Below are 20,249 nucleotides of genomic sequence, written 5' to 3'. Positions count from 1 at the left end.
CTTCTGCGTCGATGCGGGATGGTGTCGGGTCTGCGGGCCCGATTACTTGATCAGGTAGATCGTGGCGAAGAGGCCGATCCAGACGACATCGACGAAGTGCCAGTAGTAGGACACGACGATGGCGGCGGTCGCCTGCTCGTGGGTGAACCTTCTGGCCGCGTAGGTCCTGCCGAGGACCAGCAGGAAGGCGATCAGACCGCCCGTCACATGCAGACCGTGGAAGCCGGTGGTCAGGTAGAACACCGAGCCGTACGGGTCGGAGGACAGCGAGAGGCCGTCCTTCTTCACCAGCTCGGTGTACTCGAAGACCTGGCCTCCGATGAAGATCGCACCCATCACGAACGTGATCGTGAACCAGGTGCGCAGCTTCTTCACGTCGCCCCGCTCGGCGGCGAAGACGCCGAGCTGGCAGGTGAGGGAGGAGAGCACCAGGATCGTGGTGTTCGTCGCCGAGAACGGAAGGTTCAGCGAGGACGCCATTTCCTTCCAGTGCTCGGCACCCGTCACCGATCGCAGGGTGAAGTACATCGCGAAGAGGGCCGCGAAGAACATCAGCTCGGAACTCAGCCAGATGATGGTTCCGACGCTGGTGAGGTTCGGCCGATTGACCGACGGGTGCGCGTGCCCGGTTTCTACTGTCGTTGCTGTCGCCACGACCGACATTATGTCGGTCGCTTATCTCGCGCTCACTCCGGGGGGTGCCGTTCGGTGTGTCCGGACCCCGTGTCCTGCCCGAACGGCCCATCCGGGCGCTCGCCGAACCGGTGTTGACACGGTGTCGGACGGAGTAGCATCCGCGCATCGGCTCCCGAGCCCGTACCGCCGTCGAATCGGAGGAACAATGCAGTCGAGCGCCACCGTACTTGTCTACAGCGACGACGCGAACACCCGTGAGCAGGTGCGGCTCGCCGCCGGACGCAGGCCCGCCTCCGACGTTCCCCCGGTGACCTTCCTGGAGTGCGCCACCCCGCACGCCGTCCTCAAGGAGCTGGACCGCGGCGGCATCGACGTGTGCGTCCTGGACGGGGAGGCCGTCCCGGCCGGAGGCATGGGGGTGTGCCGGCAGATCAAGGACGAGATCTTCGAGTGCCCGCCGGTGCTGCTGCTCATCGGGCGCCCGCAGGACGCCTGGCTGGCCACCTGGAGCCGTGCGGACGCCGCGGTGACCCTCCCGGTCGAGCCGGTCGAGTTCGCGGCCGCACTGGCCGCCCTGATCCGTTCGCGGCGCTCCAATGGCGCCCTGGCCGCTCAGGCCTGATCCCCCCACCGGGTCTCAGACCTGCGGCCGCAGCCGGGCGGAGTTCAGCTTGCTCTGCCCGGCCTTCAGGTCGGCCTGGAGCACGCTGCCCTTGCGCCACTTGTCCCAGTCCACGTTCCAGTCGCCGAAGCCGTTGTCGAAGGGCGTCATGTCCTCGCCGATGCTGTTGACGACCTTGACGATGTCGCCCTCGGTCACGTTCTCGTAGAACCACGCGGCGTTCCCGGTGGACATGCCCGTACAGCCGTGGCTGACGTTCTCGGAGCCCTGCGAGCCCACCGACCAGGGCGCGGCGTGCACGTACTCGCCGCTCCAGGTGACCCGGGTCGCGTAGTAGACCGGCAGGTCGTACGCGTCGGCGCTGCTGGACGAGATGCCGACCGTCTCCCCGCGCATCCGTACGAAGTACTGCTTGCCCAGCACCACCTTGACGCCGTTTCGGGTGGAAAAGCCCGGCTTTCCGGTGGTCACCGGGATGGTATTGATCACTTCTCCGTTGCGTTTGACCGTCATGTAGTGCGAGGACGCGTCCGTGATGGCCTCGATGCGGTCGCCGGTGGTGATCTTCAGGGGGTGCGCGGGGCCGCCGTACAGCTTGTCCGCGATCTTGACGCCCTCCAGGCGCGAGGTGGCCTTGATGGTCGCGTCGGTGGGCCAGTACTCCTTGGGCCGGTAGTGCAGGGTCTTGTCGTCGACCCAGTACCAGGCGCCCTCCACCGAGGGCGTGGACTCGACCTTCAGGGCGCGCTCGACGACCGCCCGGGCCGCCTTGTCCTTGACCGGCTTGCTCAGCTCCGCGGTGATGGGCTGTCCGACGCCGTACTTGCCCGCGTCCGGGCCGAATTCGACCTTCACGACGTCTTTGGGCGCGGTCGTGTCGAACGTCAGCGTACGGCGCCCAGGAGCCCCGTCCGAGTCCTCCGTGGAGACCACCACCGTGTAGTGGGTGCCCGCGACCAGCGGGGCCGTGGAGTGCCAGCGGTTCCCGTCGCCGTCCAGCTCGCCCGCCAAGTAGTGCCCCGACGCGTCCGTGGCCATCACGTCCGTGATGCGCCCGCGGCCGCCCTTGGCGGTGATCTCCAGAGGCCTGTCCGGATCCGCCTTCGCGCTGCCCGCCGGACCGTTGTACGCGATCTGGCCCGCCGCGTCGTACGGCTTGGCCGAGAGCGGGTTGCTGTCGGAGCGGCCACACGCGCCGGCGCCCGCCCCGAGGGCAATGACCAGCAGCGTGCAGCTCAGGACGGTACGGGTACGCGGTGCGTGACTCATGACCACACGTTATGAAGCGCAGTCAAGTTCGGCGCGCCGGAGGACTGCAAACGGGCGGCACTCCCCCAACGGCCCAACAGAGCCCACACGGGCCCCGGGTACGCGAAAGGGCCCCGCGGCTCGGTTGAGCCGCGGGGCCCTTTCACAGGTGCGTACGAGGACCTACTGGTTCTGGTTCTCGCCGCGGTAGTACTCGAACACCCAGCCGTAGATGCCGATCAGGATCAGCGGCGCCGAGAAGTACAGCAGCCACCAGCCCATCGCGATGGCCAGGAACGCGAGCGCGCCACCGACCGCCAGCGAGAGCGGCTGCCAGCTGTGCGGGGAGAAGAATCCCAGCTCACCGGCGTCGTCCGCGACATCGGCCTCCTTGTCGTCCTGCGCGCCCGCGTCGACCCGCCGGGCCGTGAAGGCCAGGTAGAAGCCGATCATCACGCTCAGGCCGAAGGCCATCACGAGAGCGGTCGCACCGGCCGGCTCCTTCGACCACACGCCGTACACGACGGCCATGATCAGGATGAAGACGGAGAGCCAGAGGAACATCTTGCCCTGGATCTTCACTTGCCCGCCTCCTTGCCGCCGGCGAGGGCCTTGCCACCGTGACCGTGGTTCTCGAGCTGGTCGAGGGCCGCGATCTCAGGGTGGTGCAGATCGAACGCCGGGGATTCGGAGCGAATACGCGGCAGGGTGAGGAAGTTGTGCCGCGGCGGCGGGCACGACGTCGCCCATTCGAGCGAACGGCCGTAGCCCCACGGGTCGTCGACCTCGATCTTCTTGCCGTACTTCGCCGTCTTCCAGACGTTGTACATGAACGGCAGTATCGACAGACCGAGCAGGAACGAGCTGATGGTCGAGATCGTGTTCAGCGCGGTGAAGCCGTCGGCCGCGAGGTAGTCCGCGTAACGACGCGGCATGCCCTCGGCACCGAGCCAGTGCTGCACCAGGAACGTGCCGTGGAAGCCCACGAACAGCGTCCAGAAGGTGATCTTGCCCAGGCGCTCGTCCAGCATCTTGCCGGTGAACTTCGGCCACCAGAAGTGGAAGCCGGAGAACATCGCGAAGACCACGGTGCCGAAGATGACGTAGTGGAAGTGCGCGACGACGAAGTACGAGTCGGAGACGTGGAAGTCCATCGGCGGCGAGGCCAGGATGACGCCGGTCAGACCACCGAAGGTGAAGGTGATCAGGAAGCCGACGGCCCAGAGCATCGGTGTCTCGAAGGACAGCGAGCCCTTCCACATCGTGCCGATCCAGTTGAAGAACTTCACACCGGTTGGCACCGCGATGAGGAACGTCATGAACGAGAAGAACGGGAGCAGTACGCCGCCGGTGACGTACATGTGGTGGGCCCACACGGTCACGGACAGACCGGCGATGGCGATCGTCGCGCCCACCAGGCCCATGTAGCCGAACATCGGCTTTCTGGAGAACACTGGGATGACTTCGGAAATGATGCCGAAGAAGGGCAAGGCGATGATGTACACCTCTGGATGGCCGAAGAACCAGAAGAGGTGTTGCCACAGCAGTGCGCCGCCGTTTTGGGCGTCGAAGATATGGGCACCGAACTTGCGGTCCGCCTCCAGGGCGAACAGCGCGGCGGCCAGCACCGGGAAGGCCAGCAGGACCAGCACACCGGTCAGCAGGACGTTCCACACGAAGATCGGCATACGGAACATCGTCATGCCCGGAGCGCGCATGCAGATGATCGTGGTGATGAAGTTGACCGAGCCGAGGATCGTGCCGAAGCCGGAGAAGGCCAGACCCATGATCCACATGTCGGCGCCGACGCCCGGCGAGCGGACCGCGTCCGACAGCGGGGAGTAGGCGAACCAGCCGAAGTCGGCCGCGCCCTGCGGGGTGAGGAAACCACCGACCGCGATGAGCGAGCCGAACAGGTAGAGCCAGTAGGCGAACATGTTCAGCCGCGGGAACGCCACGTCGGGCGCGCCGATCTGCAGCGGCATGATCCAGTTCGCGAATCCGGCGAACAGCGGCGTCGCGAACATCAGCAGCATGATCGTGCCGTGCATCGTGAACGCCTGGTTGAACTGCTCGTTCGACATGATCTGCGTGCCGGGACGGGCCAGCTCGGCGCGCATGAAGAGCGCCATCAGGCCGCCGATGCAGAAGAACGCGAACGACGTGACCAGATACATCGTGCCGATCGTCTTGTGGTCAGTGGTGGTCAACCACTTCACGACGACGTTCCCCGGCTGCTTGCGCCGGACCGGCAGCTCGTTCTCGTACGAGTCGTCTGCTGCCGCGGCACCCTGAGATTCGTTGAGGATGCTCACAGTTTGTTCGTCTCCGCGTTCTTGGCGGGGTCGGTCTGAGCGATGCCCGCCGGCACGTAGCCGGTGTTGCCCTTCGCCGCCAGCTCCTTGAGGTGCTGCTGGTAGCGCTCCGGGGAGACGACCTTCACGTTGAAGAGCATCCGGGAGTGGTCGACACCGCACAGCTCGGCGCACTTGCCGAGGAAGGTGCCCTCCTGGGTCGGGGTCACCTCGAAGGAGTTGGTGTGCCCCGGGATGACGTCCTGCTTCATCAGGAAGGGGACCACCCAGAAGGAGTGGATGACGTCACGGGACGTCAGCACGAAGCGGACCTTCTCGCCCTTGGGCAGCCACAGCGTGGGCCCGGGGTTTCCGGTCTGCGGGTTCCGCGTGCCGGGGATGCCGACGTCGTAGACGCCGTCGGCGCCGGCCGGGAAGTCCTTGGTGAAGCGGTCCGGAATGGCGGACAGCTCCTTGGACTTCACGGCGTCGCCCGTGGCCGGGTTGCCGTCCACGTCCTCGACGTAGTTGAAGCCCCAGCTCCACTGGTAGCCGACCACGTTGACGGTGTGGGCCGGCTTCGGGGAGAGCTCGAGGAGCTTCGACTCATCGCGCGCGGTGAAGTAGAAGAGCACCGAGACGATGATGAGGGGGACGACCGTGTACAGCGCCTCGATGGGCATGTTGTACCGGGTCTGCGGAGGTACCTCGACCTTGGTGCGGCTGCGCCGGTGGAAGATGACGCTCCACAGGATCAGGCCCCAGACCAGCACGCCCGTGGCGAGCGCGGCCGCCCACGAACCCTGCCAGAGGGAGAGGATCCGCGGAGCCTCTTCCGTCACCGGGGTGGGCATACCGAGGCGAGGGAAGTCTTTCCAGTTGTACGAGCAACCGGAGGCGGTAGCCAGGACCAGGCCCGCGGTCAGCACCTGCAGCAGCTTCCGCCGCATCGGGCGCCGCGACGAGCGGTCGGAGCCGTTGGGACTCACGTAGCGCCTTCCCGAGAGTCTCGCCCGCGCCGGCCGGCTACGGCCGTCCGTCTCGCTGGTCGGTCGCCGCCCTGGCCGCGGGCAGGGGTTTGGATGTTTATGCGGACCAAACCCTACTGGACGCTATTTGGGGTCGCGCGGGGAGGGTGCCCAACGCGCCGCCCGAGCCCCCAAAGGGATGGAATCCCCGCTTCCGGGGGGTATCTGACGGGGCTTCCTGTAGGTGTACGGGGAGAGCGGTTCGGCATGGGGCGCGCCCTGGGGGGCGCGGGGAACTGCGCGACCAGCCCGAGACGACCCGCAGACGGCGGACGGCACCGCTTTGAGGGGCGCGGGGAACTGCGCGACCAGCCACGCACGGCCCGCAGCCGAAGAACCGCACCTCCAACAGGGCCCCCCACCGCGTTAGCGTGGCGCCGTGCCCTACTTCGACGCCGCCTCCTCCGCCCCCCTGCACCCCGTGGCCCGCCAGGCCCTCCAGGCCTCGCTCGACGAGGGCTGGGCCGACCCGGCCCGGCTCTACCGCGAGGGCCGGCGGGCCCGGCTGCTGCTCGACGCGGCCCGGGAGGCCGCGGCCGAGGCCGTCGGCTGCCGTCCGGACGAGCTCGTGTTCACCTCTTCGGGGACGCGGGCGGTGCACTCCGGGATTTACGGTTCGCTCTCCGGGCGTCGGCGTGTCGGCCGCCATCTGGTGGTGTCGGCCGTGGAGCACTCCTCCGTGCTGCACGCGGGCGCGGCCCTGGAGGCGGACGGCGGCACGGTGACGGAGGTCCCGGTCGACCGGACCGGGGCGGTCTCCCCCGCCGCGTACGCCGCCGCGCTGCGCCCCGACACGGCGCTGGCCTGCCTCCAGTCCGCCAACCACGAGGTCGGCACGGTGCAGCCGGTGGGCGAGGTGGCCGAGGCGTGCCGGGCGGCCGGGGTGCCGCTCCTTGTGGACGCGGCCCAGTCGCTGGCGTGGGGCCCGGTCGAGGGCGGCTGGTCGCTGCTGGCCGCGAGCGCGCACAAATGGGGCGGCCCGGCGGGTGTGGGCCTGCTCGCGGTCCGCAAGGGCGTCCGCTTCGCCCCGCAAGGCCCCGCCGACGAGCGGGAGTCGGGCCGGGCCCCCGGCTTCGAGAACATCCCGGCGATCGTGGCGGCGGCCGCGTCGCTGCGGGCGGTACGGGCGGAGGCGGAGGCCGAGGCGGAGCGGCTGCGGGTCCTGGTCGACCGGGTGCGGGTGCGGGTGGCGGAGCTGGTGCCGGACGTGGAGGTGGTCGGCGACCCGGTGCGGCGGCTCCCCCACCTGGTCACGTTCTCCTGTCTCTATGTCGACGGAGAGACGCTCCTCCACGAGCTGGACCGCGAAGGCTTCTCCGTCTCGTCGGGCTCCTCCTGCACGAGCAGCACGCTCACGCCGAGCCATGTGCTGCGGGCGATGGGTGTCCTGAGCGAGGGCAACGTCCGGGTGTCGCTGCCGGTGGGCACGGCGGCGTCCGACGTCGACCGCTTCCTGACGGTGCTCCCCGGGGTCGTCTCCTCGGTCCGCGAGAAACTCGGCGCGCCGGTGTCGCCCCCCGCCCCCGCCTCCGGTGGCGGCGACCTGACGATCGACGCCCTCGGCAAGCGGTGCCCCATCCCGGTGATCGAACTCGCGAAGGTGATCGCGGACGTTCCGGTGGGCGGGACGGTGACGGTGCTGGCCGATGACGAGGCGGCGCGGCTCGATATCCCGGCGTGGTGTGAGATGCGGGGGCAGGAGTACGTGGGGGAGACGCGGCGGGAGCGGGGGTCGGCGTATGTGGTGCGGCGGGTGGGGTGAGGCGGTGGCCCGGGGTGCGGCTCCGGCGGGGTGCAGAGCCCGGCGGCGTGCGGGCGCGGGCAGGGGGGTGCGCAGCCCGGCGGAACGGGGGTGCCGTGTGCCCACCCTCCCCCAAGCTCTTAAGGAGCAGGGGGACCCCCAGCCCTTAGCGGCACGATTGCCCACAGCGGCGGGGGGTAGCGGCACGCATGCCCGCGGCGGCGCGAGGTAGCGGCGCGCGGGCCCACGGCGGCAGCGAGATAAGGGGCGCGGGGAACTGCGCGACCAGCCCACGACGGCCCGCAGGCGCACAACGGTGGCGGGGGTTTAGGGGCGCGGGGAACTGCGCGAGCAACCCCCACCGGCCTGTAGTCGCGTAACGAGCCGCAAGGGCCCGGGCGGAGCGCTGCCCGCCGCGGAGCGGCTGGGCGAAGGTGCCCCCACCGCGCAGCGGGCCTCGGGCGGCACGCAGCCCCGCCGCGGAGCGGTCGGGGCTACGGGTGTGGGGGGGTACGAAGTACCCCCCCACACCTGTGAGGGCGGGCCGGGTGGGGCAAAGGTGCAGGCCCGCCGCGCAGCGGTGGGGCTACCGGAGTGGGGGGTACGGAGTACCCCCCACCGGAAGGGCGGGCGGGTGGGGCTAAGCCAGGTACGCCCGCACCTCGGCTGCCGCTTCGTCCCCGTACGCCTTCGTGAACCGATCCATGAAGTGCGCACGCCGCAACTGGTACTCCTGCGTACCCAGCGTCTCGATCACCAGCGTCGCCAGCATGCAGCCCACCTGCGCGGCGCGCTCGTGGCCGACGCCCCACGACAGGCCGGACAGGAAGCCGGCGCGGAACGCGTCGCCGACGCCGGTCGGGTCGACCTTCGCCTCCTCCTCCGCGCAGCCGACCTCGATCGGGTCCTCGCCGACCCTCTCGATGCGCACGCCGCGCGAGCCGAGGGTGGTGACCCGGTAGTCGACCTTCCCCAGGATCTCCGCGTCGCTCCAGCCGGTCTTGGACTCGATGAGCCCCTTCTCGTACTCGTTGGAGAAGAGGTACTTCGCGCCCTCCAGCAACGTACGGATGTCGTCGCCGGACATCCGCGCGATCTGCTGCGAGAAGTCCGCCGCGAACGGGATCCCGCGCGTCTTGCACTCCTCGGTGTGGCGGAGCATCGCCTCGGGGTCGTCGGCGCCGATCAGGACGAGGTCGAGGCCGCCCACCCGCTCGGCCACCGACTGGAGCTCGATCTGGCGGGCCTCGCTCATCGCGCCCGTGTAGAACGAGCCGATCTGGTTGTGGTCGGCGTCGGTGGTGCACACGAAGCGGGCGGTGTGCAGGACCTCGGAGATGCGGACCGAGTCCGTGTCCACCCCGTGCCGGTCCAGCCAGGCCCGGTACTCGTCGAAGTCGGAGCCGGCGGCCCCGACGAGGATCGGCCGGGTGCCGAGCTGCCCCATTCCGAAGCAGATGTTCGCGCCGACACCTCCCCGGCGCACGTCGAGGTTGTCGACGAGGAAGGAGAGGGAGACCGTGTGCAGCTGATCGGCGACCAGCTGGTCGGCGAATCGGCCGGGGAAGGTCATGAGGTGGTCGGTGGCGATGGAGCCGGTGACTGCGATACGCACGGCTAGGACACTCCTGCGTGGAGGACTGTTGACAGTTAACGCTACCGGGTCGCAGGGGCTCCCCTGAAGGGCGGAAACTACCCAATAGTAGGCCTTTTTTCGCATGGTTCCTGATGCGTACGGTGCGGAATATGGAAACCATGGAGCAAACCGGGAACGTACTGGCGTCCGAACCGGGCCTCGCGAAGCTGCGCGGCGACTGCGCGCGGATGGCACCCCACTGGGTGGTACCGGCGGAGGCCGGGCCCGCGCCCGTCCCACCGTCCCGCATCCACGGCGTGTCCGTGCCGCCCGACTCGGTCCGGCTGATCGCCACGATGTCCGAGTACGGCGACTGAGCCGAACCGGAGCGACCGGCCCGAGCCACCGGCCCGAGCGACAGGGCAGCGCGCGGAGGGAACCGTGCGCTCCCCCGCTCCGTCCAAGGCGTGTCCCCCGTAAAGGGGATGCGGGATACGACTGGACAGGAGCGATGCGGTGAGCAGCGAGCACACGCAGGAAGAGTCGCCACAGCGGCGGACGCGACGATCCCCGTTCGTCCTCGCCTCGGTCGCGGCCGCGGTGCTGGTCGCGGGCGGCGGCGGGGCGTACTGGGCATCCACCGCCTCGGGCGGCTCGCCCGCCGTCGACGGGAAGGCCGGGGCGGGTGCGGACCCCACTCCGCCGCCGCTCGGCCTGGACAGCGGCAGGGAGGGCGTCGCCCCCGGCGAACCGGACCCGAACGGAGTGGTCTACCGCGCCGGGGGGAAGCTGCCCGACGGCCCGGCGAAGGCGGCGGTGTACCGCCCGGGCGGCACGGTCGGCGAGGCCGAGGTGGCGAAGCTGGCGAAGGCCCTGGGGATCGACGGCCCCCCGCGCCTGGAAGGGACGCTCTGGAAGGCCGGGATCACCAAGGACGGCGGCGGCCCGGTACTGACGGTCAATCAGAAGGCGCCGGGCAGCTGGACGTTCGCCCGGTACGGCACCGGCGGCACCGACAACTGCCCCATGGGCAGCAAGTGCCCGATGCACACCACGGGAACGGACACCTCCACGAGCCCGGCCCAGGGCATCGCGCCCGGCGAGCACGATCCCACGGGAGCCGGCTCCCCGGTGAGCGAGCAGGCCGCGAAGGCCGCGGCCGCCCCCGTACTGAAGGCACTGGGCCAGGACGACGCCAAGCTGAACGCGTCCCAGCTGATGGGCGCGGTCCGGGTGGTGAACGCGGACCCGGTGATCGGCGGTCTGCCCACGTACGGCTGGACGACCGGCGTCCAGGTCGGCCCCGACGGCCAAGTGGTCGGCGGCAGCGGCCAGTTGAAGGCTCCGGAGAAGGGCGACACGTACCCCGTACTGAGCGCCGACGAGACGCTGAAGCAGCTGAACGGATCGGGCGGCGGGCACCCGGCGAGCAAGGACTGCACGGGCCCGGTGCCGCTGGAGGACCAGCCGCAGGGCGAGCCCACCAGGGGCAAACTGCCGAGCGACCCGCAGCGCAAGCTGCCCAGTGACCCGCAGGGCAACATCCCTCACCAGCCCTGCAAGCAGGGCACGCCCTCGACGGTGACCATCGACAAGGCGGTGTTCGGGCTCTCCGCGCAGTACGTGGACGGGCGGCAGGCGCTCGTACCGTCGTGGCTGTTCGAGGTGAAGCCGACCGGCGCCGCGCAGCCGGTCACCATCACCGCCCCGGCGCTGGCCCCGCAGTACCTGGCGAAGCCGCCCGCGCCGCCGTCCGGGCCGGGCACTCCCCTGCCGACGCCGTCCGGGGCGTCGCCTGTCGGACACCAGGCGCTGGTCTCGTACGCGATCGGCCAGGACGGCCGGACGCTGACGGTGACCTTCTGGGGCGGGATCTGCGACACCTACGCGGCGACGGCGGAAGAGAGCGGCACGGAGGTGCGGGTCGCGGTGGGCGTCGCGCACCACGACCCCAAGAAGATCTGCGCCATGATCGCCAAGAAGCAGACGGTCTCGGTGGCGCTGCACCAGACGCTGGGGGCGCGCAAGGTGGTGGACGCGGGCACCGGGCAGGCGCTGCCCAAGAGCTGAGCCGGTGGACATGCGAGGAGGGCGGGCACCCCATCGGGTGCCCGCCCTCCTCGTACGCACGACGTGTTTCAGCAGTGCTTAGCTGAAGGAGTCGCCGCAGGCGCAGGAGCCCGTCGCGTTCGGGTTGTCGATCGTGAAGCCCTGCTTCTCGATGGTGTCCACGAAGTCGATGGAGGCGCCGCCCAGGTACGGGGCGCTCATGCGGTCGGTGACGACCTTCACGCCGCCGAAGTCCTTCACGACGTCGCCGTCGAGCGAGCGCTCGTCGAAGAAGAGCTGGTAGCGCAGGCCGGAGCAGCCGCCGGGCTGGACGGCGACGCGCAGCGCCAGGTCCTCCCGGCCTTCCTGGTCAAGGAGGGCCTTGACCTTGGCCGCGGCGGCGTCGGACAGGAGGATGCCGTCGCTCACAGTGGTGGTCTCGTCCGATACGGACATCTGCTTCTCTCCCGGGTTGTACGGAGACTGCTTGCCGACGGTGGAAACCGGCGGGGCCCCGGATTCATTCCGGGCCGTGCGTCTGCCTTGGCCGTGCTTTGGCTCACCTTCATGCTCGCACACCCCGGCGCGGGCCGGAAAAGACCTGTGGACAACCGCGGGACAGCCGCGGGCGAGGGGGCGCAGCGCGAGCGAAGGGGATGTGTCACATCGACGCTATGGCCATCGTCAAACTGACGTGAAGCAGTTATGATAGATAGCGTCATTTAGACGAAAACTCGTCTGCAGAAGAGAAAGGGTGCGTGACGTGACCACCGCCCAGCCCCTGGATGTCCAGCCGACGCCGCTCGCCCTGCTGCTGCTCGGCCGCGAGGCCGACCCGAAGAGCGAGCGCGGCGTGGAGTGCCCCGGCGACCTGCCGTCCCCGTCCGACCCGGACCTGGTGGCGCGCGCCCGCGCGGCCAAGGAGAAGCTCGGGGACAAGGTCTTCGTGCTCGGCCACCACTACCAGCGCGACGAGGTCATCCAGTTCGCCGACGTCACCGGGGACTCCTTCAAGCTGGCCCGGGACGCCGCCGCGAAGCCGGAGGCCGAGTACATCGTCTTCTGCGGTGTGCACTTCATGGCCGAGTCCGCGGACATCCTGACCTCGGACGACCAGAAGGTCGTACTGCCCGACCTGGCCGCCGGCTGCTCGATGGCCGACATGGCCACGGCCGAGCAGGTCGCCGAGTGCTGGGACGTGCTGACCGAGGCGGGGATCGCCGAGCAGGTCGTGCCCGTCTCGTACATGAACTCCTCCGCCGACATCAAGGCCTTCACGGGCAAGCACGGCGGCACGATCTGCACCTCGTCCAACGCCAAGAAGGCGCTGGAGTGGGCGTTCGAGCAGGGCGAGAAGGTGCTCTTCCTGCCGGACCAGCACCTGGGCCGCAACACCGCCGTCCGCGACATGGGGATGTCGCTGGAGGACTGCGTGCTCTACAACCCGCACAAGCCGAACGGCGGCCTGACCGCCGAGGAGCTCCGGGGCGCCAAGATGATCCTGTGGCGCGGGCACTGCTCGGTGCACGGCCGCTTCTCGCTGGACTCGGTCAACGACGTACGGGAGCGGATCCCGGGCGTGAACGTGCTGGTGCACCCCGAGTGCAAGCACGAGGTCGTGGCCGCGGCGGACTACGTGGGCTCGACGGAGTACATCATCAAGGCCCTTGAGGCGGCGCCGCGCGGGTCGAAGTGGGCCATCGGCACGGAGCTGAACCTGGTGCGCCGTCTGGCGAATCGATTCGCCGAGGAGGACAAGGAGATCGTCTTCCTCGACAAGACGGTCTGCTTCTGCTCGACGATGAACCGGATCGACCTGCCGCACCTGGTGTGGACGCTTGAGTCCCTCGCGGACGGCAAGCTGATCAACCAGATCCAGGTGGACCCGGAGACGGAGAGCTTCGCGAAGCTGGCGCTGGAGCGGATGCTGGCGCTGCCGTAGCGGGTCGCCCACCCGCCCGCCCTTTCGGACGGGGGTACTCCGTACCCCCGTCTCCTGGGGCCCGGGGCTCCACCCCGACCCCTCGGGGCTCCGCCCCGGACCCCGAGCGGGGCTGCGCCCCTGCGCCCCCCTTATTTTCGTCTGCGGGCCGTGTGTGGTTGCTCGCGCAGTTCCCCGCGCCCCTGAAGTGCCCCTCCGGGGCACCCCGGGGATTGCCGCGCAGCGGCATTTGAGGGGCGCGGGGAACTGCGCGACAAGCCCCCACCGGCCCGCAGACGAAAAGGGAGCCCGCCGGGCCGCCCAGCCCCGGCTATTCGACTCTCGGGCGCACCAGGCCCGACTCGTACGCGATCACGACCAGCTGCGCCCGGTCCCGCGCCCCCAGTTTGGCCATCGCTCGGTTGACGTGGGTCTTCACCGTGAGGGGGCTGACCACCAGGCGTTCGGCGATCTCGTCGTTGGAGAGGCCGCCGGCGACCTGGACCAGGACTTCGCGTTCGCGGCCGGTGAGGGCGGCCAGGCGTTCGGCGTGGGCGCCGGGCGGCTCGCCCGAGCCGTCCCAGCTGCCGCCCTGGGCGAGGAAGCTGGCGATCAGGCCCTTGGTCGCGGCGGGCGAGAGCAGGGCCTCGCCGGCCGCCGCGATCCGGATGGCGTTCAGGAGCTCCTCCGGCTCGGCGCCCTTGCCCAGGAAGCCGGAGGCGCCCGCACGCAGGGACTGCACCACGTACTCGTCGACCTCGAAGGTCGTGAGCATGACCACGTGGACATCGGCGAGATCCGGGTCCGCGCTGATCATGCGGGTCGCGGCGAGCCCGTCCGTGCCGGGCATCCGGATGTCCATCAGGACGACGTCGGCCCGCGTCGAGCGGGCCAGGGCGACCGCCTCGGCCCCGTCCGACGCCTCGCCCACCACGTGCATGCCCGGCTCGGAGTCGACGAGGACGCGGAACGCGGAGCGCAGCAGCGCCTGGTCGTCCGCGAGTACCACCCTGATCGTCATGCGCAGCCTTCCCCCGGTCCCTCGGCCACCCGGACGGCGGCCGCGTCGCGGGTCAGCGCCGTACGGGCCGTGTCGGCCGTCTTGACCGGCAGTATCGCCTGCACCCGGAAGCCGCCGCCGTAGCGGGGTCCCGCCGTGCAGGTGCCGCCGAGCGCGCTGACGCGCTCGCGCATCCCGAGCAGACCGTGGCCCCCGCCGCCGCCCCCGGCGGCGCCGTCGCCGTTCCCGGTGCCGTTGTCGAGGACCGTGACCTCCGTGTTCGGACCCACCCGCACCACGCTGACCTCGGCCTTCGCGTCCGGACCCGCGTGTTTGCGTACGTTGGTGAGCGCCTCCTGGATCACCCGGTACGCGGCGAGGTCCACGGCCGCCGGGAGCCCGGCGCGGACGGCCGGGTCGAGGGGGGCGAGCTCGACCGGGAGCCCGGCGCGGCGGAATCCGGCCAGCAGGTCGTCCAGGAGCGCGAGGCCCGGGGCCGGTTCGGTGGGGGCCTCCGGGTCGCCGGACTGGCGCAGCAGGCCGACGGTGGCGCGGAGTTCGTTGAGCGCCGAGCGGCTGGCCTCGCGTACGTGCGCGAGGGCCTCCTTGGCCTGGTCGGGGCGCTTGTCCATGACGTGCGCGGCGACCCCGGCCTGGACGTTGACCAGCGCGATGTGGTGGGCGACGACGTCGTGCAGATCGCGGGCGATGCGCAGGCGCTCCTCGGCGACCCGGCGGCGGGCCTCCTCCTCGCGGGTGCGCTCGGCCCGCTCGGCGCGCTCGCGGATGGACTCGACGATGGCCCGGCGGCTGCGGACGGCGTCGCCGGCGGTCGCGGCGAGGCCGGTCCAGGCGAGCACGGCGACGTTCTCCTGCGCGTACCAGGGCGCGTCCCCGAAGCACATCGCGGTCGCGGTGAGGACGCCCATGGTGGTGATGCCGACGCGGTAGGTGGTGGCGCGGTCGGTGTGCGCGGCGACCGTGTACAGCGCGACGACCGGGGCGATCGCGATCGGGGCGGGCGAGTTCCCCGCGAGCAGGTCGGCGACGGTGACGCCGCCGCTCAGACCGAGGACCGCGAGGGGGTTGCGGCGGCGCAGCACCAGGGAGACGGCGCCGAGCACGGCGAGGACGAGGGCGGTCACGCTGGGCGTTCTGGTCCCGAAGACGGGGCCGTTGGAGCCGTGGGGGTCGGCGAAGGAGCCGACGACCATGCAGACGAGGACGACCCCGGCGAGGGCGGCGTCCCCGGCGAGGGGGTGGGCGCGGAGCCATCCGTGGATGCGGGCGAACGTCACGCCTCCTTACGGTACGGGGCGCGCCTTGCGTACGGGGGCGCACAGCGCCCCTTAAGGGGCGCGGGGAACTGCGCGACCAGCCACAGACGGCCCGCAGCCGAGTCACCGCACTCCCAGCGGAGCGCTCAGCCCGGGATCAGCCCGTCGTCGCTGAGCATCTGCTTGACCTCGTCGAGCGTCGCGTCCTCGGCCGGGAGGATGAGCTCCGACGGCTCCAGGGCGTCGTCCGGAAGGGGCTCGCCCAAGCGGCGCACCGCATCCAGGAGCGCCCCCAGCGTGCGGCGGAAGCCCTCCTCGTCGCCCGCCTCCATCTCCTCCAGCAGCTCGTCGTCCAGCTTGTTGAGCTCGGTGAAGTGGCTGTCCGCCAGCTCCACCTGGCCCTCCCCCATGATCCGTACGATCATGGCGACTCCTCCTTGGCCCTACTGCTTGTCGAAGCGGGGGGTCTGCTGCTGCGGACGGTCCTGCGGGCCGGCGGTGCCGCCCTCGATGGCCTGCTTCCCCGACGTGCCGCCGGTGAGCTCGGCCTTCATCCGCTGCAGTTCCAGCTCTACATCCGTACCACCGGAGATGCGGTCGAGCTCGGCCTGGAGGTCGTCCTTCTGGAGGCCGGACTGGTCGTCGAGGGCGCCGGAGGCCAGCAGCTCGTCGATCGCGCCCGCCCGCGCCTGGAGCTGCGCGGTCTTGTCCTCGGCCCGCTGGATGGCCATGCCGACGTCGCTCATCTCCTCGGAGATGCCCGAGAAGGACTCGGCGATCCGGGTCTGCGCCTGGGCCGCCGTGTACGTCGCCTTGATCGTCTCCTTCTTGGTGCGGAAGGCGTCGACCTTGGCCTGGAGCCGCTGGGCCGCGAGGGTGAGCTTCTCCTCCTCGCCCTGCAGGGTCTGGTGCTGCGTCTCCAGGTCGGTGACCTGCTGCTGGAGGGAGGCGCGGCGGGTCAGCGCCTCGCGCGCCAGGTCCTCGCGGCCGAGCGCCAGCGCCTTGCGGCCCTGCTCCTCCAGCTTGGTGGACTGGCTCTGGAGCTGGTTCAGCTGCAGTTCGAGCCGCTTGCGCGAGGTCGCCACGTCGGCGACGCCGCGGCGCACCTTCTGGAGCAGCTCAAGCTGCTTCTGGTACGAGTAGTCGAGGGTCTCGCGCGGGTCCTCGGCCCGGTCAAGGGCCTTGTTCGCCTTCGCGCGGAAGATCATCCCCATACGCTTCATGACACCGCTCATGGGCTTCGCGCGCCCCCTTCTGACGGACTCCAGCTCCAGCTGCTGCAACAGAACCCACAGTACGGGCCCTGCATCCATTACCGCACTGTTCGGGCGCGGATGCGGTCATCCGCAAGGACGACTGCGTCCCCGCCCGCTCCGGCGCAAGGAGTAGGTGACGCTCGGGGACCGCGCCCTCACTTCCCGCGAACGCGCCCGCCCACACCCCTGGTGACGCAAGGCGTTGCCGGATCGTTCCCCACCGGCCTGTGGTCCATGCCCGCGACCCCGTACCCTTGGGTTTTGTGTTCCGTAGCCGTTCCAAGGAAGAGAAGGCCCCGGCCACCGACAAGGTGACGGCTGACCTCTCCAAGCAGCCCCGCGACCCCGAGGCCCCCAAGGGCCGGCCCACGCCCAAGCGCAGTGAGGCCCAGACCCAGCGCCGTCGGGCGTCGACCGTGCCGAGCGACCGCAAGGAGGCCGCCAAGCGTCAGCGCGAGGTCCGCCGGATCGAGCTGGCCAAGCAGCGCGAGGCGCTCGCCAACGGCGACCAGCGCTATCTGCCGGCCCGCGACAAGGGTCCCGTGCGCAAGTTCGTGCGCGACTACGTCGACTCGCGGTTCTGCATCGCCGAGTTCTTCCTGCCGCTCGCCGTGATCATCCTGGTCCTCTCGATGGTCCGGATCGGGAGCCTGCAGAACGTCGCGCTACTGCTGTGGCTCGCCGTGATCGTGCTGATCGTGGTCGACTCCATCGGTCTGGCGTTCCGTCTCAAGAGGCAGCTCAAGGAGCGCTTCCAGGACGAGCCCACCAAGGGCGCGGTGGCGTACGGCCTGATGCGTACGCTCCAGATGCGCCGACTGCGTCTGCCGAAGCCGGCCGTCAAGCGCGGGGAACGACCCTGAGCACGGACGTCGCCGCCTTCAGCGGCGCCTCCGGCAACTGGCTGAAGGGTCTGGGCGGGCTGCGCAACACCGTGCGCCAGGAGCTCGTGGCCCGTCAGCTCGACGAGCAGATAGCGGCCCGCTTCCCGGTCGGCCAGCGCCTTCGCGTCCTCGACGTCGGTACGGGCCAGGGCACCCAGGCCCTGCGCCTGGCCCGGGCCGGGCACACGGTGACCGGCCTGGAGTCCGACCCCGAGATGCTCAAGGTGGCGCGCGAGGCGCTGTCCACCGAGCCGGAGGGCATCCGCGAGCGGGTCCGCCTCATCGAGGGCGACGGCAACGAGACCGGGGTGCACTTCCTGCCCGGCTCCTTCGACGTGGTGCTCTGCCACGGCGTGCTGATGTACGTCCAGGAGCCGGACGCCATGCTGGCGGGCCTGGCCCGGATGCTGGCCCCCGGCGGCCTGCTCTCGCTGCTCGTACGGAACGCGGACGCGCTCGCGATGCGGCCGGGGTTGGCGGGGGATTGGGCCGCGGCGCTGTCCTCGTTCGATACGGACGCGTATACGAATCGGCTCGGGCTGTCCGTTCGGGCCGATCGGCTCGACACGTTGACGCGGACGCTGGACGGGATCGCGGCGCCCCTGCACGCCTGGTACGGCGTGCGGGTCTTCACGGACAACGTGCCGAATGAGGTGCAGCTGCCTGCGGCCGATGAGCTTGACCGGTTGCTCGCCGCTGAGGACAAGGCGGGGCGTACCGAGCCCTATCGGCGGGTTGCGGCTCTGCTTCACCTGTGTGGGGTGCGGGGGTAATCCTGTTGAGTGCGGGTTGAGTTGGGCTTGTCGCGCAGTTCCCCGCGCCACTGGTGGGCGGCCCGGAAGTAAGGCGCCCCTCCAAGGCATCGCCAGAGTCAGGTCAGCCGGGGTCTTTCGCGTCCTTCCTGTGTGACCACTGACGACACTCGCTCCAAAATGCCCGCCCGGGAGACCTGGCGGGCCCTTTACCGGCACTTTCGGCCGCACCGGGCCACCGTCGCCCTCGGGGCGCTGCTGACTCTGGCGGGCGCGGCCACCGGGCTCGCTCAGCCGCTGGCCGCCAAGGCCCTGGTGGACCGGCTCGGCGGGGACGAGCCGATCGCGGGGGTGCTCGTCCTGCTCACCGCGCTCGTGGTGGTGGGCACGGTGGTCGAGTCCTTCGGGGCGTACGTCCTGGAGCGCACCGCCGAGTCCGTGGTCCTCGCCGCCCGGCGCACCCTCATCGGCCGGCTGCTGCGGCTGCGGCTGCCCGAGGTCGAGCGGCTGCCCCCGGGCGACCTGATGTCCCGGGTGACCTCCGACACCACCCTGCTGCGGGCGGTCACCACCCAGTCCGTGGTCTCGGCCGCCACCGGCGGGCTCACCTTCCTGGCGACGATCGCGATGATGGCGTACATGGACGCGGTGCTGCTCGGCGTCACGCTCGGTGTGATCGTCCTGATCGGCTCGGCGGTGGCGATGGTGATGCCGCAGATCTCCCGGGCGACCGCGCGGGCGCAGGAGTCGGTGGCCGAGATATCCACCGTCCTGGAGCGGGCGTTCGGCGCCTTCCGCACGGTCAAGGCCTCCGGCGCCGAGGAGCGCGAGACGGCGGTGGTGGACGCGGCGGCCGAGGAGGCCTGGCGGCACGGGGTGCGCTCGGCCAAGTGGCAGTCGGTGGCCGGGACTTCGGTCGGCCTGGCGGTGCAGGTGTCGTTCCTGGCGGTGCTCGGCATCGGGGGCGCGCGGGTCGCCTCGGGCGCGATCTCCGTCTCGACGCTCGTCGCGTTCCTGCTGTTCCTGTTCTATCTGATCGACCCGGTCTCCAAGCTGGTGCAGGCGGCCACGCAGTACCAGGTGGGCTCGGCCGCGATCGCCCGGATCGAGGAGGCCGAGCGCCTGGAGACCGAGGAGCACGCGGCGGGGGCCGCCGCGCCCGCGCCGCGCACCGGGCCCGCCTCGGTGGTGTTCGACGAGGTGACCTTCCGCTACCGGGACGACCTTCCGTACGTCCACCACGGGGTCTCCTTCGAGGTGCCGGGCGCCGGGATGACCGCGTTCGTGGGGCCCTCGGGCGCGGGCAAGACGACCGTCTTCGGGCTGGTCGAGCGGTTCTACGAGGCGACCGGCGGGCGGATCCTGATCGACGGCCGGGACGTGCGCGACTGGCCGCTGGCCGAGCTGCGCGCCACCATCGGCTACGTCGAGCAGGACTCCCCCGTGCTGGCCGGGACCGTCCGCGAGAACCTGGTCTTCGGTGCCCCGGACGCCACGGACGCGGAGATCGCCGACGTCCTCGTACGGGCGAAGCTGGACGCGCTGGTGGAGCGGCTGCCGGACGGTCTGGACACCGTGGTGGGGCACCGGGGTTCGAAGCTGTCGGGCGGCGAGCGGCAGCGGGTGGCGATCGCGCGGGCGCTGCTGCGCAGGCCCCGGCTGCTGCTCCTGGACGAGGCGACCTCGCAGCTGGACGCGGTCAACGAGCTGGCGCTGCGGGACGTGGTGGCCGAGGCCGCCCGGGAGACGACGGTCCTGGTGGTGGCGCACCGGCTGTCCACGGTGACGCTGGCGGACCGGATCGTGGTCATGGAGGCGGGGAAGGTACGGGCGGTGGGCACCCATGCCGAGCTGGTGGCCGGGGACCCGCTGTACGGGGAGCTGGCGGCGACGCAGTTCCTGGCGACGGCGTGACCCGGCGGTTTACCGGGCGGGCCTGACCGGCCCGACCTGATCGGACCGTCG

Annotated in this window: 19 protein-coding genes; 8 read left to right on the top strand and 11 right to left on the bottom strand. The window is 70.6% G+C overall.

Annotated features, from left to right (window positions below; genetic code table 11):
• Positions 1-42 precede the first annotated feature (42 nt).
• Entirely contained in the window at positions 43-663 is a 621-nt protein-coding gene (locus tag QIY60_RS20800) for a heme-copper oxidase subunit III (protein ID WP_067158287.1), read from the bottom strand.
• Between the two features lie 178 nt (positions 664-841).
• Here QIY60_RS20800 and QIY60_RS20795 point away from each other — a divergent pair, with 178 nt between their 5' ends.
• The gene (locus QIY60_RS20795) at positions 842-1,258 is read left to right on the top strand and encodes a hypothetical protein (protein ID WP_283143777.1); all 417 of its coding nucleotides are present in this window, start codon (positions 842-844) and stop codon (positions 1,256-1,258) included.
• A gap of 15 nt (positions 1,259-1,273) precedes the next feature.
• On the opposite strand, the gene QIY60_RS20790 is transcribed toward QIY60_RS20795, so the two are convergent.
• The 4 genes from QIY60_RS20790 to coxB form a co-directional block, all read right to left on the bottom strand.
• Complete coding sequence (locus QIY60_RS20790) at positions 1,274-2,527, bottom strand: Ig-like domain-containing protein (protein WP_283143776.1); 1,254 nt, start codon at positions 2,525-2,527, stop codon at positions 1,274-1,276.
• A gap of 162 nt (positions 2,528-2,689) precedes the next feature.
• Positions 2,690-3,088: a cytochrome c oxidase subunit 4 gene (locus QIY60_RS20785; protein WP_101387988.1), complete on the bottom strand. Its 399-nt coding sequence runs from the start codon at positions 3,086-3,088 to the stop codon at positions 2,690-2,692.
• Positions 3,085-4,821 (bottom strand): cytochrome c oxidase subunit I, encoded by a 1,737-nt coding sequence (ctaD, locus tag QIY60_RS20780; RefSeq protein WP_283143775.1) that lies wholly within the window; start codon positions 4,819-4,821, stop codon positions 3,085-3,087. The genes QIY60_RS20785 and ctaD overlap by 4 nt, the downstream gene beginning before the upstream one ends.
• Positions 4,818-5,789: a cytochrome c oxidase subunit II gene (coxB, locus tag QIY60_RS20775; protein WP_101387990.1), complete on the bottom strand. Its 972-nt coding sequence runs from the start codon at positions 5,787-5,789 to the stop codon at positions 4,818-4,820. The genes ctaD and coxB overlap by 4 nt, the downstream gene beginning before the upstream one ends.
• Positions 5,790-6,207: 418 nt before the next feature.
• Here coxB and QIY60_RS20770 point away from each other — a divergent pair, with 418 nt between their 5' ends.
• A complete protein-coding gene (locus QIY60_RS20770; protein ID WP_283143774.1) occupies positions 6,208-7,590 on the top strand; it encodes a cysteine desulfurase/sulfurtransferase TusA family protein in 1,383 nt (460 codons plus the stop codon).
• Positions 7,591-8,209: 619 nt separating this feature from the next.
• Here the strand turns inward: QIY60_RS20770 and QIY60_RS20765 are convergent.
• A complete protein-coding gene (locus QIY60_RS20765; protein WP_283143773.1) occupies positions 8,210-9,184 on the bottom strand; it encodes a carbohydrate kinase family protein in 975 nt (324 codons plus the stop codon).
• Positions 9,185-9,315: 131 nt separating this feature from the next.
• On the opposite strand from QIY60_RS20765, the gene QIY60_RS20760 reads away from it, so the two are divergent.
• Together QIY60_RS20760 and QIY60_RS20755 are read left to right on the top strand one after the other, a co-directional pair.
• Complete coding sequence (locus tag QIY60_RS20760; RefSeq protein WP_283143772.1) at positions 9,316-9,522, top strand: hypothetical protein; 207 nt, start codon at positions 9,316-9,318, stop codon at positions 9,520-9,522.
• A gap of 139 nt (positions 9,523-9,661) precedes the next feature.
• Complete coding sequence (locus tag QIY60_RS20755; RefSeq protein WP_283143771.1) at positions 9,662-11,215, top strand: hypothetical protein; 1,554 nt, start codon at positions 9,662-9,664, stop codon at positions 11,213-11,215.
• A gap of 78 nt (positions 11,216-11,293) precedes the next feature.
• Here the strand turns inward: QIY60_RS20755 and QIY60_RS20750 are convergent, their stop codons facing one another.
• Complete coding sequence (locus tag QIY60_RS20750) at positions 11,294-11,650, bottom strand: iron-sulfur cluster assembly accessory protein (RefSeq protein ID WP_101387995.1); 357 nt, start codon at positions 11,648-11,650, stop codon at positions 11,294-11,296.
• A gap of 298 nt (positions 11,651-11,948) precedes the next feature.
• Here QIY60_RS20750 and nadA point away from each other — a divergent pair, with 298 nt between their 5' ends.
• Positions 11,949-13,136: a quinolinate synthase NadA gene (gene nadA, locus QIY60_RS20745; protein WP_283143770.1), complete on the top strand. Its 1,188-nt coding sequence runs from the start codon at positions 11,949-11,951 to the stop codon at positions 13,134-13,136.
• A 310-nt stretch (positions 13,137-13,446) separates the two neighbouring features.
• On the opposite strand, the gene QIY60_RS20740 is transcribed toward nadA, so the two are convergent.
• The 4 genes from QIY60_RS20740 to QIY60_RS20725 all read right to left on the bottom strand — a co-directional run bounded on the left by QIY60_RS20740 (position 13,447) and on the right by QIY60_RS20725 (position 16,705).
• Complete coding sequence (locus QIY60_RS20740; protein WP_283143769.1) at positions 13,447-14,136, bottom strand: response regulator transcription factor; 690 nt, start codon at positions 14,134-14,136, stop codon at positions 13,447-13,449.
• Entirely contained in the window at positions 14,133-15,413 is a 1,281-nt protein-coding gene (locus tag QIY60_RS20735) for a histidine kinase (protein ID WP_283143768.1), read from the bottom strand. Before QIY60_RS20735 ends, QIY60_RS20740 begins: the two co-directional genes overlap by 4 nt.
• Before the next feature lie 125 nt (positions 15,414-15,538).
• Positions 15,539-15,817, bottom strand: a complete 279-nt coding sequence (locus QIY60_RS20730; RefSeq protein WP_283143767.1) for a hypothetical protein — start codon at positions 15,815-15,817, stop codon at positions 15,539-15,541.
• Positions 15,818-15,835: 18 nt separating this feature from the next.
• Positions 15,836-16,705, bottom strand: a complete 870-nt coding sequence (locus QIY60_RS20725) for a PspA/IM30 family protein (protein ID WP_283143766.1) — start codon at positions 16,703-16,705, stop codon at positions 15,836-15,838.
• Positions 16,706-16,911: 206 nt separating this feature from the next.
• Here QIY60_RS20725 and QIY60_RS20720 point away from each other — a divergent pair, with 206 nt between their 5' ends.
• The 3 genes from QIY60_RS20720 (at position 16,912) to QIY60_RS20710 (ending at position 20,198) form a co-directional block, all read left to right on the top strand.
• Entirely contained in the window at positions 16,912-17,511 is a 600-nt protein-coding gene (locus QIY60_RS20720) for a DUF3043 domain-containing protein (RefSeq protein ID WP_283143765.1), read from the top strand.
• Between the two features lie 86 nt (positions 17,512-17,597).
• Positions 17,598-18,305, top strand: a complete 708-nt coding sequence (locus tag QIY60_RS20715; RefSeq protein WP_283143764.1) for a methyltransferase domain-containing protein — start codon at positions 17,598-17,600, stop codon at positions 18,303-18,305.
• Between the two features lie 159 nt (positions 18,306-18,464).
• The gene (locus QIY60_RS20710) at positions 18,465-20,198 is read left to right on the top strand and encodes an ABC transporter ATP-binding protein (protein ID WP_283143763.1); all 1,734 of its coding nucleotides are present in this window, start codon (positions 18,465-18,467) and stop codon (positions 20,196-20,198) included.
• Positions 20,199-20,249: the final 51 nt, after the last annotated feature.

Source organism: Streptomyces sp. BPTC-684, assembly GCF_030028635.1.
Classification (GTDB): Bacteria; Actinomycetota; Actinomycetes; order Streptomycetales; family Streptomycetaceae; genus Streptomyces; species Streptomyces noboritoensis.
Note: the sequence above shows the minus strand (reverse complement) of the source record. Positions and strands in the feature narration are given on the sequence as shown.

Excerpts from the sequence above, each read along its gene's own strand:
- QIY60_RS20800 (WP_067158287.1), bottom strand. The coding sequence starts at position 663 with ATGTCGGTCGTGGCGACAGCAACGACAGTAGAAACCGGGCACGCGCAC.
- QIY60_RS20795 (WP_283143777.1), top strand. The coding sequence starts at position 842 with ATGCAGTCGAGCGCCACCGTACTTGTCTACAGCGACGACGCGAACACC.
- QIY60_RS20790 (WP_283143776.1), bottom strand. The coding sequence starts at position 2,527 with ATGAGTCACGCACCGCGTACCCGTACCGTCCTGAGCTGCACGCTGCTG.
- QIY60_RS20760 (WP_283143772.1), top strand. The coding sequence starts at position 9,316 with ATGGAAACCATGGAGCAAACCGGGAACGTACTGGCGTCCGAACCGGGC.
- QIY60_RS20750 (WP_101387995.1), bottom strand. The coding sequence starts at position 11,650 with ATGTCCGTATCGGACGAGACCACCACTGTGAGCGACGGCATCCTCCTG.
- QIY60_RS20740 (WP_283143769.1), bottom strand. The coding sequence starts at position 14,136 with ATGACGATCAGGGTGGTACTCGCGGACGACCAGGCGCTGCTGCGCTCC.
- QIY60_RS20730 (WP_283143767.1), bottom strand. The coding sequence starts at position 15,817 with ATGATCGTACGGATCATGGGGGAGGGCCAGGTGGAGCTGGCGGACAGC.
- QIY60_RS20725 (WP_283143766.1), bottom strand. The coding sequence starts at position 16,705 with ATGGATGCAGGGCCCGTACTGTGGGTTCTGTTGCAGCAGCTGGAGCTG.
- QIY60_RS20710 (WP_283143763.1), top strand. The coding sequence starts at position 18,465 with ATGCCCGCCCGGGAGACCTGGCGGGCCCTTTACCGGCACTTTCGGCCG.